Source organism: Alteromonas sp. ABE4_545, from assembly GCF_056161325.1.
The window spans coordinates 1-15,643 of record NZ_JBSWYY010000047.1 but is presented as its reverse complement, the minus strand read 5'-3'; the positions used below and the strand labels follow the sequence as shown (position 1 = coordinate 15,643).

Genomic DNA, 15,643 nt, shown 5'->3' with positions numbered 1-15,643 from the left:
AAGAGCGTCCCCATGATGCCCTGAATGATCTGACACCATGGGAATATTTAACCAAGCATGAAATGGCCGAAATCTCTAATTATGGATGTAACTAATTAAGGGAGGTTTACAGGACAATCTAAGGTATCACGGCTGCTCAAGTCTGAAAGAAACGTCGACATACACGCCAGCGGCGTTCGCAATATATGGCTGAGGGAAAACATGAATACCACTGCGTTACGGTTGGCAAAACTTGCCGAAGCGCGGCAACATTGATAGTGTGATTACGTCAAAATCGCTTGGTACTTATGCCGTCAGTATCCCTTGGTAATCACACTAAATTCTTCTCAGCTGTTAACACCAAGCGATTTTGTCGTACTTTAATTACCACGCGATTCTGTCGTAGCCATAAATCCATTCGTGACTGACGTGATGACCGATGATTTTACCTACACCAGCAATCTGCTCAGGACTCCAATTTTCATTAAGCCCGAACTCAACAAAGGTAATCGTCAGTTCAGATATCCTTTACTTTGTGGCCAGACACCGTCGTTTTAATGTCTTGGCTTGAGCGACTTCCGGTAGGTAATGGCTATCTCGAACTCGATTGCGCTTGACTTCCCGACTAATAGTGCTTTGACTCACACTCAGACGTTTTCCGATCTCCCCGTAACTGAAACCCTCGTGCAAGTAGGCCTCAATCTGGTATCGTTGTCCCTCGATCAACTGCTTGTAACTCATGGTAATACTCTCATTGTTTGGCGACTTTAGAATACCATCAACAGGTAGTTGATCGTCTGTCACCCATTAACCATGAGTGGTGCACTTATTATCTGAATTCGGGGGGACATTCGTTATATTATTTATGTTGTTGTATAAAACTCATTAATGTGTCAGTACGGTTCTAATTGGCTATGTTGGCAATTAAATTAATATCGCAAATTTCATCATTGCCCTTATTTATTATATCTTCGTAGATCTTTGTATACTGGTGGGACATTTCGTCTAAATTTTGACTTTTTCCTTCATTATTCTGCCATTGGATAACATTGTTAGCGTATTCTTGCCAAAACATCTCCCCTGAAACAGCGCTCAGAATTTTAAATAGATCATCTAGATCGGTGCTTTTTACAAGTACACCACATTTATTTTTACAAATTCTTTCTTTGACGGCCCCATTATTAAATGCAACCACTGGAAGTCCACTTGCCCACATTTCTGTCAGTGTGTGACACCATGTTTCGGGCCAGATAGATAAGAGTAATCCCCAACTGGGCTTAATTTTCGCTATTTCGATGCTAAGTTCATCTCTTTTATAAGCACCGTACTCATAAAATCTTGGATGTGTTATATTGATATCCGCAAGTTTACCAAGTAAGTGAATTTCATAATTCGGAAATTTCTCTAGGATTGGTAAAATAAAACTACTGCCTTTACTTTTGGCTATAGTACCTAACATCAGTAACTTTATATTTTTCCCTTCCTTAGGTCTTGAAGAAGAACAAGCAAAGTTAGCAAAGTCACGACCGTGAGGAATTATATGAAAAGGTTTATCTAACGCAGCTGGCAAATTCTGTATTGTGGTGTTTTTAACAAAATTGGATGTAGTAATGATTGAGTGCACATGCGTTAGCATTGTATTAAACATATGACGCCATTTCTCAATATCGTAGTGTTTTAAATTTGCAAAATACTCTTTGGGCCAGAGTTCGATATTACACATACCTGAGCCCGCAGTACACTTGCCGCCACAGTAACTATCATTATTGTCTAGTAATTTAACTGATGGACATACAGGATAAAAATCGTGAATTGAATAAATAGTAGGTATCCCAAGTTTTAGTGCTTCCTCGACTAAGCCTACGCTGTGCCAAGCAATTTGCCTGACATGGATAAGTTCAATTGACCAGAAATGAAGTAAGTCTAGTACCAAGTTGTCGTATTCACTGCTTGCATGAGTATTTGGTGTTATTGGCTGCTTTAAGTAGTAAGTTTGTAGGTGAAACTCTTCTTTCCCAGAGACAAAGTAAATGCTAATTCTTCTTGAATTACTTTTGAGGAGAAAGGTCTCGTATTTGTCTTGAATAGACTTCATTAGGTCTTTATTGGTTTTGGCCGTTCCTCCATCCTCAGTAGCGATAACAAATAATATTCTTGGTTTACTTTGTGAAATAAGATCTTCTAAGTTATCAATCAAAGATGATACGCGCTGTTTCATAAATTGAAATGGCCTTGACGAAAAGCCTTGTTGTATCTGGGCATTGTAGTCTTTATAGCGCTCATTTAATTTCGCAAGTCCATTTTCGACTAAGCTAATTTTTTCAGCCTTGAATGATTTTGTTCCTTCATGAAAAACAAATGTGCTTGGGTCAACTATGTTTGTCCAGCCCGCTAATCGTGCTCTGAAGCAAAAGTCGTTTTCTTCACCATATCCCCTAGGAAACGCATCCTCGTCAAAATAACCAATCGAATCAATTACATTATATTTAATATACATGCAAAAACCGTGTCCAGTAGGTATCTCTACAGGCTCGAGTTCTAAATGCTTCGATAGTAGACGTGTCAACTCCGTTGGATTCGTGGCCTGGTGAGAACTTATGCTTTCGAGCGAAATAGAGAAAGGTCCAGCTGAATTGGAGAGCGGAGTGACTGTACCTATTTTTTCTTCACGGTACGCTACATATTTCAAATTTAAAATTAGTGATTTTGGAACGATAGTATCAGAGTTAAGAATGATAACGTCGTTACCAGAGGTTTTCTGAATACCAGTATTTATACTTTTTGAAAACCCTTTGTTAATTGAGTTTCGTATAATCGAAACATTACTGTAGTGAGCATAGCTATTCAGTAAATCAGAAATTTCAATCTCATCACTACAGTCGTCAATTAAAATGACAGTAAAAGCTCCCTTGAGTTGGAATACACTGTCGAGGCATTTTTTGACAAAGTGAGCACCATTAAAAATAGGAACAATAATTGTTACTGGTTTTGAAATAGAATGAGAATTGACTTGATAGACTTTCTTTGGCTGGTTTACGTTTGAAAAATTTTGCCACCAGGTCTCACCACATAACAGTTTCTTAGGTTCTAGGCCTTGAGTTTTACCATAAATTTCATAATGAAGAAGTGGAGGCAGGCCCGTTGGTATCGTTTCTGACAGCTGAGCAATATAGTGCTCTTCGTTAAATAAGGGGCCCGGTAGTCTACCTTCGGTGAATCCATTTAATATGTAGTGAAGTTGAGGAGAAACACCAGATGAAGCAACATCTGGGTATTCATTTAAATACCATCGCGCATCAAAAAACTCAGAGTTCTGCAAAACCCGAGCTAATTTTATTTGTTTTCTTCTTTGTGGAAAAAATATGTAAGTTAATCCGGCTTTGAACTTATCTATCAAGTATTTCACATTTATCTCAATATCATTTTCTGATAACTAGGAGCGAAAAAAACTTCGAACCTTCGAAATCAAACGAACTTTTCTTCCGCCTTTTACTCTACTAAAAAGGATGTCTAACTCCTCTTGAGTAAAGATTTTCGACAATGCTTTACGTTTTTTCGCAATTGCATTTGAAAGCAAAGCATTGATCTCTTTGTTACCCAAAATTTCATGAAGAAGTTTATTAAAGGTATCTCCTTTAATGGATTGAGATACGCTATTGCGGGTGCATGATTTTCGACAATGATCAATAAAAAGATCAAAGTCACGAATTGGAAATCGCATAAAAAAAGTTTTCAATTGATAAATATAGTCCTGCTTAAGTAATGCATACTCTTTTTCACTCATGAAAGTATATGGAAGAGGAGCAGGATGATTTTTTTGTAGAAGTAAGTCTATTTTATGTAACAAAGTCTGGTCTTCTAGAACATTGACCTTCCTTTTGAATTCAATAGCGATGGGGGAGTAAGAAGAATTGATTGTCTTCGAATTCTGAACGTCCAAATTAGTTATATTTAGACAGTGTAAGAAATCCTTAATGAGTTGGCCTCCATAAAATAAGTCCGGAGCAAAGTAACGAACTATGAACTGCTCTGGGTAAGCTGCTATGAGTTGCCAGAGTATACGAAGATTGCTCGATAACCCTTTTTCAGGCGCAACGAATACATCTGTATTGTTATGACGCTTTACAGTCTGATTGTATGAAGAGTCCAACGTTTCCAATTCAAACCTAAGATAATAAATTAACTTTACATTAGGGATGTGATTAATAATCTGTTTAATTTCTTGAAAGAAAAACTCAGACGAAAGAAGCAATACTTTTGAATTATTTGATTTGCAAATCGACTCGAGGCGGTTGAGTTTTTCTTCTGAGAATACTAGTGAACCAGAATGCTTGATATCAAATAGTGATGCTAAGTTCCCGGAACTGATCCCGTTTTCGTCAAGAGGGTGCTCTGGATAATAAACGCTAAATTTTTGTAAAACCTCGCGATTTTTAACAAGCCAAGCTTGTATAGAGGAAGTGCCAGTTTTGGGAGGGCCTACGTGTACGTATACTTGCATCAAAAATTACCAACAGAGTAAAGGATTTTATTCGCTCAAGGGGGGCGGACCATGAGACCTTGAGAGAGGAAGGCCAAGAATATCAAATTTTCTTACATTGAGTAACAGGCAACTTTATTGGGTGCGATTTGAATACTGTTAGCCTTATTAGGGTTATTGAGTTGGTATAAAGAAGTGAATAGTTTCACAGCCTCTGATACGATATTAAGAACAACTATCGACAAATTGCAGGAGAATTTTTTTGTCGCATAATACTCATAATCTTTCGATGAAACACTGGTGGCCGCCGCATCAAGAAGCAGCTGACGAATTTATAGAGTACAATCAAGAAATCGGTGAAACTGATTCACTAAATCAGTTTGATACAGTAGCTGAAGCGTGTAAAAACATATATGTTGGCGACAAGTCGGGCAACAGACTTTATAATTTTTTCAAAGAAAAAATTGACTCAAAAACACCTGCCTCGTTAGTCAGGCTTGGTGATGCAGATGGCAACGTCTTGTTTAATGCTATGGGACAGTGGCCAAATCTTTCTGATTATTGTCTTAAAAAAATATCCCAAATATACTTTGGGGATCAGAATGTAATGGTTGAGCATGCTGACTTTTTCACTGAAATCGTCCTAGACGCCGTTAAGAATGCAGATGTTGTAGGTGCTCCTGAAAGAGGGACGATAGGCCGGAGTTTTAATACGCCTTTGGAATCAATTGATACTAGAGGCATGGTAGGGATGAGGGGGGTTTATAACTTTTTCTCTAGCCCTGAATGTTGGGAATTATCTGATTTTAAAGATATTATTTGGTCGAGTACGTGGTACAGTAGAGCCTTATTACCTTATTATTCAAAATTACTTCAGAATTTACCTTTCTGTGGCTTCATTACTTGCTACCCAGAAATGGCCTCAATATTCTCCGCAGCATACAATATCCCTAAAACACAGAGTATTAACGTTCCAATGCAGGCTTCGGTTGCGGGCAAGAGCGAGAATATTCGTCATTATCCTGATGCCTATCAATCCATTCTGGATTCAATAAATCCACCCTACGAGGGGGCTGTTTATATTATTGCCGCGGGTATTCTGTCTAAACCATATGCAACAACTGTCAAAGCAAGAGGAGGGATAGCGATTGATGTTGGAAGTATCGCAGATGTTTGGATGGGAACAGCGTCAAGACCCGGAATGGACAAGAGCTTCGTAGATAAATGGAAAATGGTGGCAGAATAGTAATGGTAGATTTGGATTTATTTAAGAAAGAGAATCCCGAGTTATTTAGCATTTTGAGTAGTTTTGGGGATGAAAAAGTATACTTCTATCCAAATCAGGGGAATGCAGGAGATTCAATGATTGCGGCAGCGACTTATCAAGTTTTTGCTGCTATGAACATTTCTTTTGAGTTGATTAATTCTCCAGGAAAAGCCGCCAAGCTTAAAAACTCTAAGATAGTGCTAGGAGGTGGTGGGAATTTTGTACCGATGTACGGAGCCATCGCCTCTTTTCTTAAAGCTTTGTCTGGGTCTTCTAATCAGGTTGTGCTCCTTTCTCATTCAATTCGAGGGCACCAAGAGATAATTAAACACTTGAAGGATAACGTTACCCTTTTTTGCAGGGAAAATGATTCGATAAGGTACTTAGAAAATTTAGGTACTACAGCTCATTTTTATCGCTCGCATGATATGGCTGTCTATATGGATGTCGACGAAATACTACTAAAATGGAAAGATAACAAGGAGAACATAGAAAATTTCGAAAAAAAGCTGCTGTCAAAAGGAATTACAAATATTCATCAGTTGGCTTTTGAAAGCATGTGGTGCATTCGAGGAGGTGCTGAGAGTACAGTGTCCATTCCTGATAATAATTTTGATATTTCAGATATTTTTCGTTCTGATGTGACACCTGATTTCGCATTCAAGAGTACTGCTGAAATGCTTTACTTTTGTTATCTAGCAAGAGAAGTAAAGACGAATCGAATGCATATAGCTGTAGCTTGTGGCTTAATGAATACCACTTGTAAGATGTTAGATAATAGTTATGGAAAGCTTTCTTCAGTATACGATGTCACTTTAGAAAATAAGTTTCCTAGTCTTAGCTTTGAAGAGTCGTCTCGCTCTACCAATCGCTTAATGGGTTAAAAGTGCTACCACGTTTAAAAGATAGGAAGATTCTGTTTTTCGGGTTTAGTGTAACCGAAGAGAACCATGGTTATACTTTTGAATTAAAGCGGCGGTATAAAGATGAAATCAGTGTTGATAGTAAAGCTGTAGGTGGTTTAGCATTATGGGCTGTTCCCTATATCCTGGATAACTTAGAGTTAGAAAGTTTTGATGAAGTAATCTTCGAAGTTTCAACTTGTCTTAGATACAGTGAAAGTGAACCACAAAAATACATTGATGACTTGTCAAGAATTTTACATCATTGCAGTGTTAAAAACGTAGCGGTACGCTTCCTTCAACTTTATCGTGGAGATGTTAATTACGGAGCTGATAACCTATCCAAAGCGGTGACAAGGTTTTGCGTAAAACAAAACGTTAGAGAAATATCTCTTATTGATAAAATGAGAAAGCTAGATGCTGCTGGAAAGCTGTCTGACTATTTGAGGGACGGGACTCATACTTCACCGAAGGGGGCAGCTCTTTACGCAAATGCGATATTTGAAAACCTCAATACCTATAGCAATCAAGTTTCAGAGCATAATTTTCCCTTTAGCGTAACTAAATGTTGCATACCTTTAGATAGCTGTAGTTTATTGGAGTATTCGAAGCGCTTTGAGCGGAGGGGTATTGAGTTTTCGACTTTTAATATTGTGGAAGGCACAAAATTTAAAGTTGTAGTGCCTGAAAATTGCGTAATCGTTGGTGTATGGTATGTTAAAGGCCCTAAGTCAGGAGTGTTAGAGGTGTCACTTAATGGTAAGAGTTACCATAAAATTATTGGCTACGATAAATTTTGTTATTACTCTCGCTATACAGTGTGGAAAGTACCTAAGTCTGCGGTTAGTGAAATGACGATATTTCATACGCAAATTCAGCCAAGTACCAAATTGGTCAAAGGCGTAAGGTATGAAGGTAAAAGAGAAACTTCAATTTGCGGGCTTTTAGTAGATAGAAAAACAACAGAGATGTAGATGACAATGAGAAAAGGAATTATCTTAGCTGGTGGGTCAGGTACCCGCTTACACCCTTTAACTAAAGTTGTTAGCAAGCAGCTCATGCCGGTTTATGATAAACCCATGATTTATTATCCGCTTACAACACTTATGATGTCAGGCATTCGTGATGTCTTAATTATTACCACACCAGAAGAACAGCAACGCTTCATTGACTTAATTGGTGATGGTCAGTCTCTAGGTATGAATATTGAGTACGCTGTTCAGCCCACTCCCGACGGTCTGGCTCAGGCATTCTTGATCGGTGAAAAGTTTATCGGAAGTGACAGCTGCTCTCTCGTATTGGGTGATAATATTTATTATGGGCATGATTTGAAAATGTCGCTGCAGAATGCTTTTAAACAAGCGCATGGGGCTACTGTTTTCGGGTATCACGTGCATGACCCTGAGCGATATGGGGTTGTAGATTTTGACAATAATTGGAACGCACTTTCGATAGAAGAAAAGCCAACTAAACCAAAGTCAAACTATGCTGTAACGGGGTTATATTTTTATGATAACCGCGTAGTGGATTTTGCAAAAGAAGTAAAACCGTCGTCTCGCGGTGAGCTAGAAATTACTGATTTAAACAACTTATACCTTCAAGACGGGAGCCTGAAAGTCGAATTAATGGGCCGAGGTTCTGCTTGGTTAGATACAGGTACGCTTGATTCTTTACTAGATGCCGCAAATTTTGTAGCTGCAATAGAAAAACGCCAAGGTTTGAAAGTATGCTGTCCTGAAGAGGTTGCATTCCGTATGGGGTATATTGATGCTGAACAACTAGAAAAGTTAGCAGCGCCGCTCAGAAAAAGCGGTTACGGTGACTATTTGTTAAAAGTAATCCAAGACCGCATCAAATGAAGTCAGTAAAAAACGGATATAAATTTCTATGCAGATAATTAAAACAGACATCCCAGAAGTAAAAATCATAGAGCCAAAAGTCTTCGGTGACGAGCGAGGTTTTTTCCTCGAAACCTTTCGTACCGACTGGTTTAAAAAAGAATGCGCAGATGTCGATTTTGTTCAAGACAACCACTCCAAATCTAGCCAAGGTATTCTTCGTGGCCTTCACTACCAGCTAGAACAAACCCAAGGTAAATTGGTACGAGTGGTTAGTGGTGAAGTCTACGATGTTGCGGTGGATATGCGTAAAGGTTCTCCGAGTTACGGAAAGTGGGTAGGTGTAACTTTGTCAGCAGAAAATAAACGCCAGCTTTGGGTGCCAGCAGGTTTTGCGCATGGTTTTTATGTAACAAGTGAGACGGCAGAGTTCGTATATAAATGTACAGACTATTACCATCCAGAGTCTGAGGTTTCGGTAAAGTATAACGACCCCACTTTAAATATCGAATGGCCGTTAGTAAATGGCGAGCCGCCGGCTTTATCTGCTAAAGACGAAGCCGGTCTAGCATTCGCAGACGCCCCTACATTTTAATTGTTGCTGGATAATATCGATACATGAACATTGTAATTATAGGTAAGTCTGGTCAGTTAGCGTTTGAGCTTTCTCGCGAATTAGATAATGGCTCACATAGCGTTGTGCTATTGGGGCGTGATGATATCGACATTACAAGTGTTAGTAGTATTGAAGAGACGTTATTGTCTCTATCTGCTGACGTTGTCATTAATGCATCAGCTTATACCGCTGTTGATAAGGCCGAAGAAGACATCACTACGTGTAACGCTATTAATGCATTAGCTGTTGAATATTTGGCAAACTACTGTAAAGCCAACAGTGTTTTTATGGTGCATGTTTCAACTGATTATGTCTTCAATGGTCATAAAGGATCGCCTTATTTACCTGATGATCCGATCGAGCCGCAAGGTGTTTACGGTAAGTCAAAAGCAGAAGGTGAAAAAGCGCTGCTAGAAATACTCCCTGAAGCTAGCTGTTTAATTCGAACTGCATGGGTGTATTCTTCCCACGGTAACAACTTTGTTAAAACTATGCTTCGTTTAATGGCCGATAAGCCTCAACTTGCGGTGATAGATGATCAAGTTGGCACACCAACTTGGGCAAAAGGTTTAGCTGAAGCTTGTGTTTCTGCAGCCGAAAATAGAACCAAAGGCGTATTCCATTGGACGGATGAAGGCATTGCAAGTTGGTATGACTTTGCATTGGCTATTCAAGAGCTAGGTGTTGAAAAAGGTTTATTAAGTAATGTTATTCCAGTATTACCCATTCCGTCGAGTCAATATCCAACGCCCGCGAAACGACCGCACTATAGTGTGCTAGATAAACAAACGGCACGTGAAGCATTTGCTGCTTGTAAGCCAACACACTGGCGTAAACAACTCGCCGCCATGCTAGATGAATTAGAAGCCTAATTTCAAGAATAGAATTATCTTTTTGGTATAAAGAAAATGAGTAAAACAATTTTAGTCACAGGTGGAGCTGGTTTTATCGGCTCTGCAGTAGTTCGTCACCTGATAAACGATACTAACCATACTGTAGTCAATTTAGATAAGCTGACCTACGCGGGTAATTTAGAGTCTTTAACAACCGTGTCGGACAGTGAGCGCTACAGCTTTGAGCAAGTAGACATTTGTGATGCCGAAGAATTAAAGCGCGTATTTAATACGCACCAGCCAGATATCATAATGCACTTGGCTGCAGAGTCACACGTAGACCGTTCTATCGATGGCCCAGGCGAATTTATTCAGACCAACGTAGTTGGCACGTATACCTTGCTTGAACAAGCAAGAGCGTATTGGTCTTCACTTGAAGGCGATAAAAAAGCAGGTTTTAAGTTCCACCATATTTCTACCGATGAAGTATACGGTGACCTTACTCATCCAGATGAGGTTGAACCAGGAACAGAGCTTCCACTCTTTACAGAAACTACACCGTATGCACCTAGCTCACCGTATTCAGCAAGTAAAGCGAGCTCAGATCAGCTAGTGCGTTCGTGGCTTCGTACATACAAGCTACCCACACTAGTTACTAACTGCTCTAATAACTACGGACCATATCACTTCCCGGAAAAGCTTATTCCGTTGGTTATTCTAAATGCGCTAGCTGGAAAGCCGCTGCCTGTATATGGTAAAGGTAATCAAATTCGTGATTGGTTATATGTTGAAGACCACGCACGCGCATTGGTGGTGGTTGCGCTTACCGGTGAGATTGGTGAAACCTATAATATTGGTGGTCACAACGAAAAGCAGAACATTGAAGTGGTACAAACTATTTGCTCAATTTTGGATGAAGTTAAGCCAAAAGAGACTAGATACGCAGATCAAATTACTTATGTGCAAGACCGCCCTGGCCACGATATGCGCTATGCCATTGATGCTAGCAAAATTGAGCGTGAATTAGGTTGGAAACCACAAGAAACTTTTGAAAGCGGCATTCGTAAAACTGTTGAATGGTATTTAGCGAACGAAGGCTGGTGGAAAGCGGTATTAGATGGAAGCTATCAAGGTGAACGCTTAGGCACCGGTAGCTAATACCCATACAAGTTTTCAAGTGTTAAACTAGAAAGCCGCTTTTACATAAAGCGGCTTTCTTTATTTTTAAGGCTTAAATCGTCTACATGAAAAAAATAGCAATGCGGTCTGTTCGCGCAGCTCTTCAATTAATTCCTAAAACTCTGAAAGATAAGCTTAAACAAAATGAACGTTTAACCGGTTTGTATGTAAGATCCGTGAGAAAATCTGGGTTATTTTTTGATGCACCAACACCTAAGCAAACGCAGGTATTGTATGATCATTGGCTAAAGGTCAACAAACGTGCTTTTTCCAATTCCACGGTCGAGATTGGCGGTTGGCAAGCAGTCATTTTCGGTGATGAAAACTTCAGGGTAACACAGCAAAATTTAGCGGAGCTTGGCGCAGAAGAGATTGTTATAGTCGGGACGAAAGAAGTTAATGAATTACACAATCAAATATCACAGTTGAACGAGAGTCTGCCTACTCTGTTGATAAATGCAGGAGATCTTTTAGAGAGTTCAGCGATTTCAACGTTCCTTGACAACTTAAATGATAACGATATAGCGTATTGTGATACCGATGAGTTGAGTAGTAGTGGTAGTAAAAAGTCGCCGAGGTTTTTACCAAGCTGGAACCCTGAATTGTTATATTCGACGGCTTACATTAATAGCGGTGTTTTCATTAAAACGAAACTGCTTAAAAAAGTTAGTATTTCTGAGCGAACATGTATTGCAGAACTCATAGCTGAGCTGTCTATTACAACGTCAAATCTACTAGTTGGCCATATCCCAATACCACTATTACACAAAGCATCGCCATCTCGGGACGAGGCAAATGTACTAAAGCGTGTAAAAACTGTCATTGAAGCATGTACGGATACAAAAGTGGAGTTTGATGAAAACTTTACCGTTAACCGACTTTTGTGGCCAAATAGCAATCCCTTAGTTAGTTTGATTATTCCTACTAAAAACGGAAAGGCACTTGTCAAAGCGTGTATTGAATCGATTCTCGACAAAACTACTTATCATAATTTCGAAATATTGCTTATAGATAATGGTTCAGATGATCAGGAAAGTATTGAGTATTTTGCTTATTTAAATACTTTGGATAGAGTGTCTGTTTTAGAATATCCCGCCCCTTTTAATTATTCAGCAATTAATAATTTTGGCGTAAAGCACGCAAGCGGCTGTATTATTGGTCTTATCAATAATGATATAGAAGTAATTACCCCCCAATGGCTAACGCACATGGTTGGTCATGCTCAGCGCGAGAGTGTTGGCTGTGTTGGTGCAAAGTTGCTTTACTCTGATACGCGAATACAGCACGCGGGCGTTGTGCTTGGGTATGGAGGAGGTGCAGGACATGCTCATAAAAATTTTCCTCGCTCACATGCGGGTTACTTAGATAGAATAACCGCTACGAACAACTTTAGTGCCGTAACTGCTGCTTGTTTACTTGTGAAAAGATCGCATTTCGAAGCAGTTAATGGTCTTAATGAAAAAAACCTTTCTGTTGCATTTAACGATGTGGATTTTTGTTTAAAAGTTAATAGTTTAGGTGTCAGTAACGTTTACTGTGCAGAAGCTGAACTTTTTCACCATGAGTCTGTAAGTAGAGGTTTAGACGTATCACCTGAAAAGGCGGCTCGTTTTAACCGAGAGTTAACGTATCTGCAAACAGCTTGGAAGGCGCAAATTAAAAATGATCCGGCCTATAGTCCAAATCTGACGTTAAAGCGTGAAAATTTTTCTATCAAAAATCCAACGGAGTTAGAGTAGTAGAACTGAAGGCACACTTGATGCATAGAAGCAGAAAAGACGCTTTGGTGCACTAATTCTTAGAAAGCGGCTGATTAGCCTATAGTGTTCATAGTTATTTAAAACTATTATGTAAAAGTTATCGTGTAATTTATTGAGAATAATTCGTACAAAACTGGAGAGAATTTAAATGGATAGTTCTATGCATAAGCTCAAAATAGCTGTAGCTGGCACTGGCTATGTGGGGCTTTCAAATGCAGTGCTACTAGCACAACACAATGAAGTGAAGGCAGTTGACTTGGTTCCTGAAAAAGTTGAGTTGCTCAATAGTAAAAAGTCTCCAATCGAAGATAAAGAAATTTCAGAGTATTTGGCCACTAAAGAGCTCAATTTAATAGCTACATTAGATCAAAAGTTAGCTTACGAAGATGCTGATTATGTTGTCATTGCAACGCCTACTGATTATGACCCACAAACTAACTATTTTAATACAGGCAGTGTAGAAGCGGTTATTAAGACGGTAATGGAGATAAATCCAAATGCTGTAATGATAATCAAGTCGACCGTACCAGTCGGTTTCACTAAAGATGCAAAAGCTCGTTTTGGTTCTGACAATATTATATTTTCGCCAGAGTTTTTGCGGGAAGGTAAGGCTTTGTATGATAACTTACATCCTAGTCGTATTATTGTAGGTGAACGTAGCGAGCGAGCAGAAGTTTTTGCTAAGCTGCTTCAGCAGGGAGCTATAAAAGAAAACATTAACGTTCTGTTTACGGACAGTACTGAAGCAGAAGCTATTAAACTGTTTGCTAATACTTACCTTGCCATGCGTGTTGCTTATTTTAATGAGTTAGACAGCTACGCTGAAAGCCATGGATTAGATTCAAAACAAATTATCGAAGGTGTTGGTTTAGACCCACGTATTGGTAACCATTACAATAACCCTAGCTTTGGCTATGGCGGGTATTGCTTACCAAAAGATACAAAGCAGTTATTGGCTAACTACAGCGAAGTGCCTAACAATATGATTCAGGCAATCGTTGATGCGAACAGAACTCGCAAAGACTTTATCGCTGATTCAATCGTAGCCCGTCAACCTAAGATCGTCGGGATTCACCGGTTAATCATGAAGTCTGGATCAGACAATTTCAGAGCAAGTGCGATTCAAGGAATTATGAAACGTATTAAGGCTAAGGGTATCGAAGTGGTGGTTTACGAACCAGTGCTTACGGAAGACGATTTCTTTAATTCTCGTGTGATTAAAGATCTTAATGAATTTAAGCAAATCTCTGATGTGATTGTTGCTAACCGAGTGACCGATGAGATTCGAGATGTACTTGATAAAGTATATAGTCGTGACCTATTCGGAGCTGACTAATCAATACTCACACTAAACATATAGAAGAGTAAGGCTCTTACTCTTCTATATTGATATCTTCAATACCTGCATTTCTAACAAACTGTTGAATCTTTTCTTTTTCAACACCTGCCTTCTTCGCTGCGGCAATTATTTTTTCAATTTGTTCTCTTTCGGGAGATTCCTTCACTGCTACCGTTACCACATCTTCTGCTTGGTCTGGGAACATAGCCAGCATAGCATCAACGATATACTCTCCTACAAAGGGGACAGCTTCTATGGCGGTAGACATAATTTCAACAATCTTATTGGGATGTTCTTTTGTTAGCGTCTGAACAATTCGATCTGCTGAATCAGGTTCAGTAAGTACCGCAACTCTTACGATATCTTGTAACTGCTCTGGTGTCGTGTCGGCAGCGGCCTCGACAACGAAGTCGACATAAGTGGGTTCTGCATTTATAGCTAGCTTCACGATATTCGGACATGAACTTACGCCTTTATTTATCGCTAGCTCTACTATATCTCCCGTTGCTGCAGGCTGTGCTGAAATAGCGGCATGAATTATTTCTTGGTATTTATCAGGGTATTGGTCAAGTGCAAGACTAACAAAGTCCGTTACTTGCTGAGGGTAATGGCTCGCGATTGAACGAATCGCTCGACCAACTGACATACTTTTATTCACTTGCTTCTGAAGAAAAGCCAGTTGGAAAGAGTCGGTTTGGTCTGCAATAGGTACTTCTTTTATTTTATCGGTATCATTGTATACCGTTGCTGAAGAACAAAAGCTTAGTGCGCTTAGCCATACAACTGGCAATACCGCTTTTGAATACTGCTTCATAAATTACCCCACATGTCACTCTGCAACCTTCTTGTTATTGTTATTGCATATACTGATATAACTGCCTTTCGACACAGAACTTTACTAAATAGTTCAATATATAGACAAGTAATCTTAGTTCCTTACCTTAGACTTAAAGTTTGAGTAACACAATTACTATAAAGTATGAGTCTGCACTTTTAATTGTGCTAGGCCATAACAAACCCTTAACTCAAGCTATTTCATCGGTTTTCGCTGGTTAAATAAACGGTTTGATTGCTTGTTGTTCATGTGAGTATTAATTTCAAAGAATATTGCAAAAAGGTGTTGACCCTAGGAGTGAGTTCTCTATAATGCGCTCCACTTCGACGGGGAAGGCCAAACAGCCCGAAACGTAGAAGGGCTTCAGACCTTGTCTGAAGCGGGTTTCAGCGAAACGCTTCGAAAATTAATTTTCAAAAAGTGTTGACACTGAGAACCAGGAGCGTAGAATGCGCATCCCGCTTCGGGGCTAACTTAAAAGAGTTCGCGAAGCAGCGAAATGAAATTTTCGCACTGTTCTTTAAAAATTGATAACAAGACAATCTGTGTGGGCACTCGTTAAAGAGTGTCACAACGACAATTCATATTTCGATATATTTAATTGAAGAGTTTGAT

At 39.3% G+C, this 15,643-nt stretch carries 12 protein-coding genes and 1 pseudogene; 9 read left to right on the top strand and 4 right to left on the bottom strand.

Annotated features, from left to right (window positions below):
* Window positions 1-381 precede the first annotated feature (381 nt).
* The 3 genes and pseudogenes from ACXAH6_RS19920 to ACXAH6_RS19910 form a co-directional block, all read right to left on the bottom strand.
* Window positions 382-720 (bottom strand): annotated as a pseudogene (locus ACXAH6_RS19920) (transposase); the annotation flags it as partial.
* Window positions 721-883: 163 nt separating this feature from the next.
* Window positions 884-3,385, bottom strand: a complete 2,502-nt coding sequence (locus tag ACXAH6_RS19915) for a glycosyltransferase (RefSeq protein WP_474879699.1) — start codon at window positions 3,383-3,385, stop codon at window positions 884-886.
* A 27-nt stretch (window positions 3,386-3,412) separates the two neighbouring features.
* Complete coding sequence (locus ACXAH6_RS19910) at window positions 3,413-4,480, bottom strand: hypothetical protein (protein WP_474879697.1); 1,068 nt, start codon at window positions 4,478-4,480, stop codon at window positions 3,413-3,415.
* Between the two features lie 241 nt (window positions 4,481-4,721).
* Here ACXAH6_RS19910 and ACXAH6_RS19905 point away from each other — a divergent pair, with 241 nt between their 5' ends.
* From ACXAH6_RS19905 to ACXAH6_RS19865, 9 genes are all read left to right on the top strand, one after another.
* Window positions 4,722-5,705, top strand: coding sequence for a hypothetical protein (locus ACXAH6_RS19905; RefSeq protein ID WP_474879696.1), 984 nt, complete (start codon window positions 4,722-4,724; stop codon window positions 5,703-5,705).
* Window positions 5,684-6,610: a polysaccharide pyruvyl transferase family protein gene (locus ACXAH6_RS19900; protein WP_474879694.1), complete on the top strand. Its 927-nt coding sequence runs from the start codon at window positions 5,684-5,686 to the stop codon at window positions 6,608-6,610. The genes ACXAH6_RS19905 and ACXAH6_RS19900 overlap by 22 nt, the downstream gene beginning before the upstream one ends.
* A 2-nt stretch (window positions 6,611-6,612) precedes the next feature.
* Window positions 6,613-7,602 (top strand): SGNH/GDSL hydrolase family protein, encoded by a 990-nt coding sequence (locus ACXAH6_RS19895; RefSeq protein ID WP_474879692.1) that lies wholly within the window; start codon window positions 6,613-6,615, stop codon window positions 7,600-7,602.
* A 6-nt stretch (window positions 7,603-7,608) separates the two neighbouring features.
* Window positions 7,609-8,487 carry a glucose-1-phosphate thymidylyltransferase RfbA gene (gene rfbA, locus ACXAH6_RS19890; protein ID WP_474879701.1) on the top strand — a complete coding sequence of 293 codons (879 nt, stop codon included), beginning with the start codon at window positions 7,609-7,611 and terminating at the stop codon, window positions 8,485-8,487.
* Between the two features lie 28 nt (window positions 8,488-8,515).
* Window positions 8,516-9,061: a dTDP-4-dehydrorhamnose 3,5-epimerase gene (rfbC, locus tag ACXAH6_RS19885; RefSeq protein WP_474879691.1), complete on the top strand. Its 546-nt coding sequence runs from the start codon at window positions 8,516-8,518 to the stop codon at window positions 9,059-9,061.
* 23 nt (window positions 9,062-9,084) lie between these two features.
* The gene (gene rfbD / locus ACXAH6_RS19880; protein ID WP_474879689.1) at window positions 9,085-9,954 is read left to right on the top strand and encodes a dTDP-4-dehydrorhamnose reductase; all 870 of its coding nucleotides are present in this window, start codon (window positions 9,085-9,087) and stop codon (window positions 9,952-9,954) included.
* A 36-nt stretch (window positions 9,955-9,990) separates the two neighbouring features.
* Window positions 9,991-11,073 (top strand): dTDP-glucose 4,6-dehydratase, encoded by a 1,083-nt coding sequence (gene rfbB / locus ACXAH6_RS19875; protein WP_474879688.1) that lies wholly within the window; start codon window positions 9,991-9,993, stop codon window positions 11,071-11,073.
* Between the two features lie 86 nt (window positions 11,074-11,159).
* Window positions 11,160-12,833 carry a glycosyltransferase family 2 protein gene (locus tag ACXAH6_RS19870; RefSeq protein WP_474879687.1) on the top strand — a complete coding sequence of 558 codons (1,674 nt, stop codon included), beginning with the start codon at window positions 11,160-11,162 and terminating at the stop codon, window positions 12,831-12,833.
* Between the two features lie 169 nt (window positions 12,834-13,002).
* Window positions 13,003-14,190 (top strand): nucleotide sugar dehydrogenase, encoded by a 1,188-nt coding sequence (locus ACXAH6_RS19865; protein WP_474879685.1) that lies wholly within the window; start codon window positions 13,003-13,005, stop codon window positions 14,188-14,190.
* Between the two features lie 37 nt (window positions 14,191-14,227).
* Here the strand turns inward: ACXAH6_RS19865 and ACXAH6_RS19860 are convergent, their stop codons facing one another.
* Window positions 14,228-15,007: a hypothetical protein gene (locus ACXAH6_RS19860; RefSeq protein WP_474879684.1), complete on the bottom strand. Its 780-nt coding sequence runs from the start codon at window positions 15,005-15,007 to the stop codon at window positions 14,228-14,230.
* Window positions 15,008-15,643 lie beyond the last annotated feature (636 nt).

Bases quoted from the DNA above. Each gene is read 5' to 3' on its own strand.
- ACXAH6_RS19910 (WP_474879697.1), bottom strand. From the start codon at position 4,480: ATGCAAGTATACGTACACGTAGGCCCTCCCAAAACTGGCACTTCCTCT.
- ACXAH6_RS19900 (WP_474879694.1), top strand. From the start codon at position 5,684: ATGGAAAATGGTGGCAGAATAGTAATGGTAGATTTGGATTTATTTAAG.
- rfbA (WP_474879701.1), top strand. From the start codon at position 7,609: ATGAGAAAAGGAATTATCTTAGCTGGTGGGTCAGGTACCCGCTTACAC.
- rfbC (WP_474879691.1), top strand. From the start codon at position 8,516: ATGCAGATAATTAAAACAGACATCCCAGAAGTAAAAATCATAGAGCCA.
- rfbD (WP_474879689.1), top strand. From the start codon at position 9,085: ATGAACATTGTAATTATAGGTAAGTCTGGTCAGTTAGCGTTTGAGCTT.
- rfbB (WP_474879688.1), top strand. From the start codon at position 9,991: ATGAGTAAAACAATTTTAGTCACAGGTGGAGCTGGTTTTATCGGCTCT.
- ACXAH6_RS19870 (WP_474879687.1), top strand. From the start codon at position 11,160: ATGAAAAAAATAGCAATGCGGTCTGTTCGCGCAGCTCTTCAATTAATT.
- ACXAH6_RS19865 (WP_474879685.1), top strand. From the start codon at position 13,003: ATGGATAGTTCTATGCATAAGCTCAAAATAGCTGTAGCTGGCACTGGC.
- ACXAH6_RS19860 (WP_474879684.1), bottom strand. From the start codon at position 15,007: ATGAAGCAGTATTCAAAAGCGGTATTGCCAGTTGTATGGCTAAGCGCA.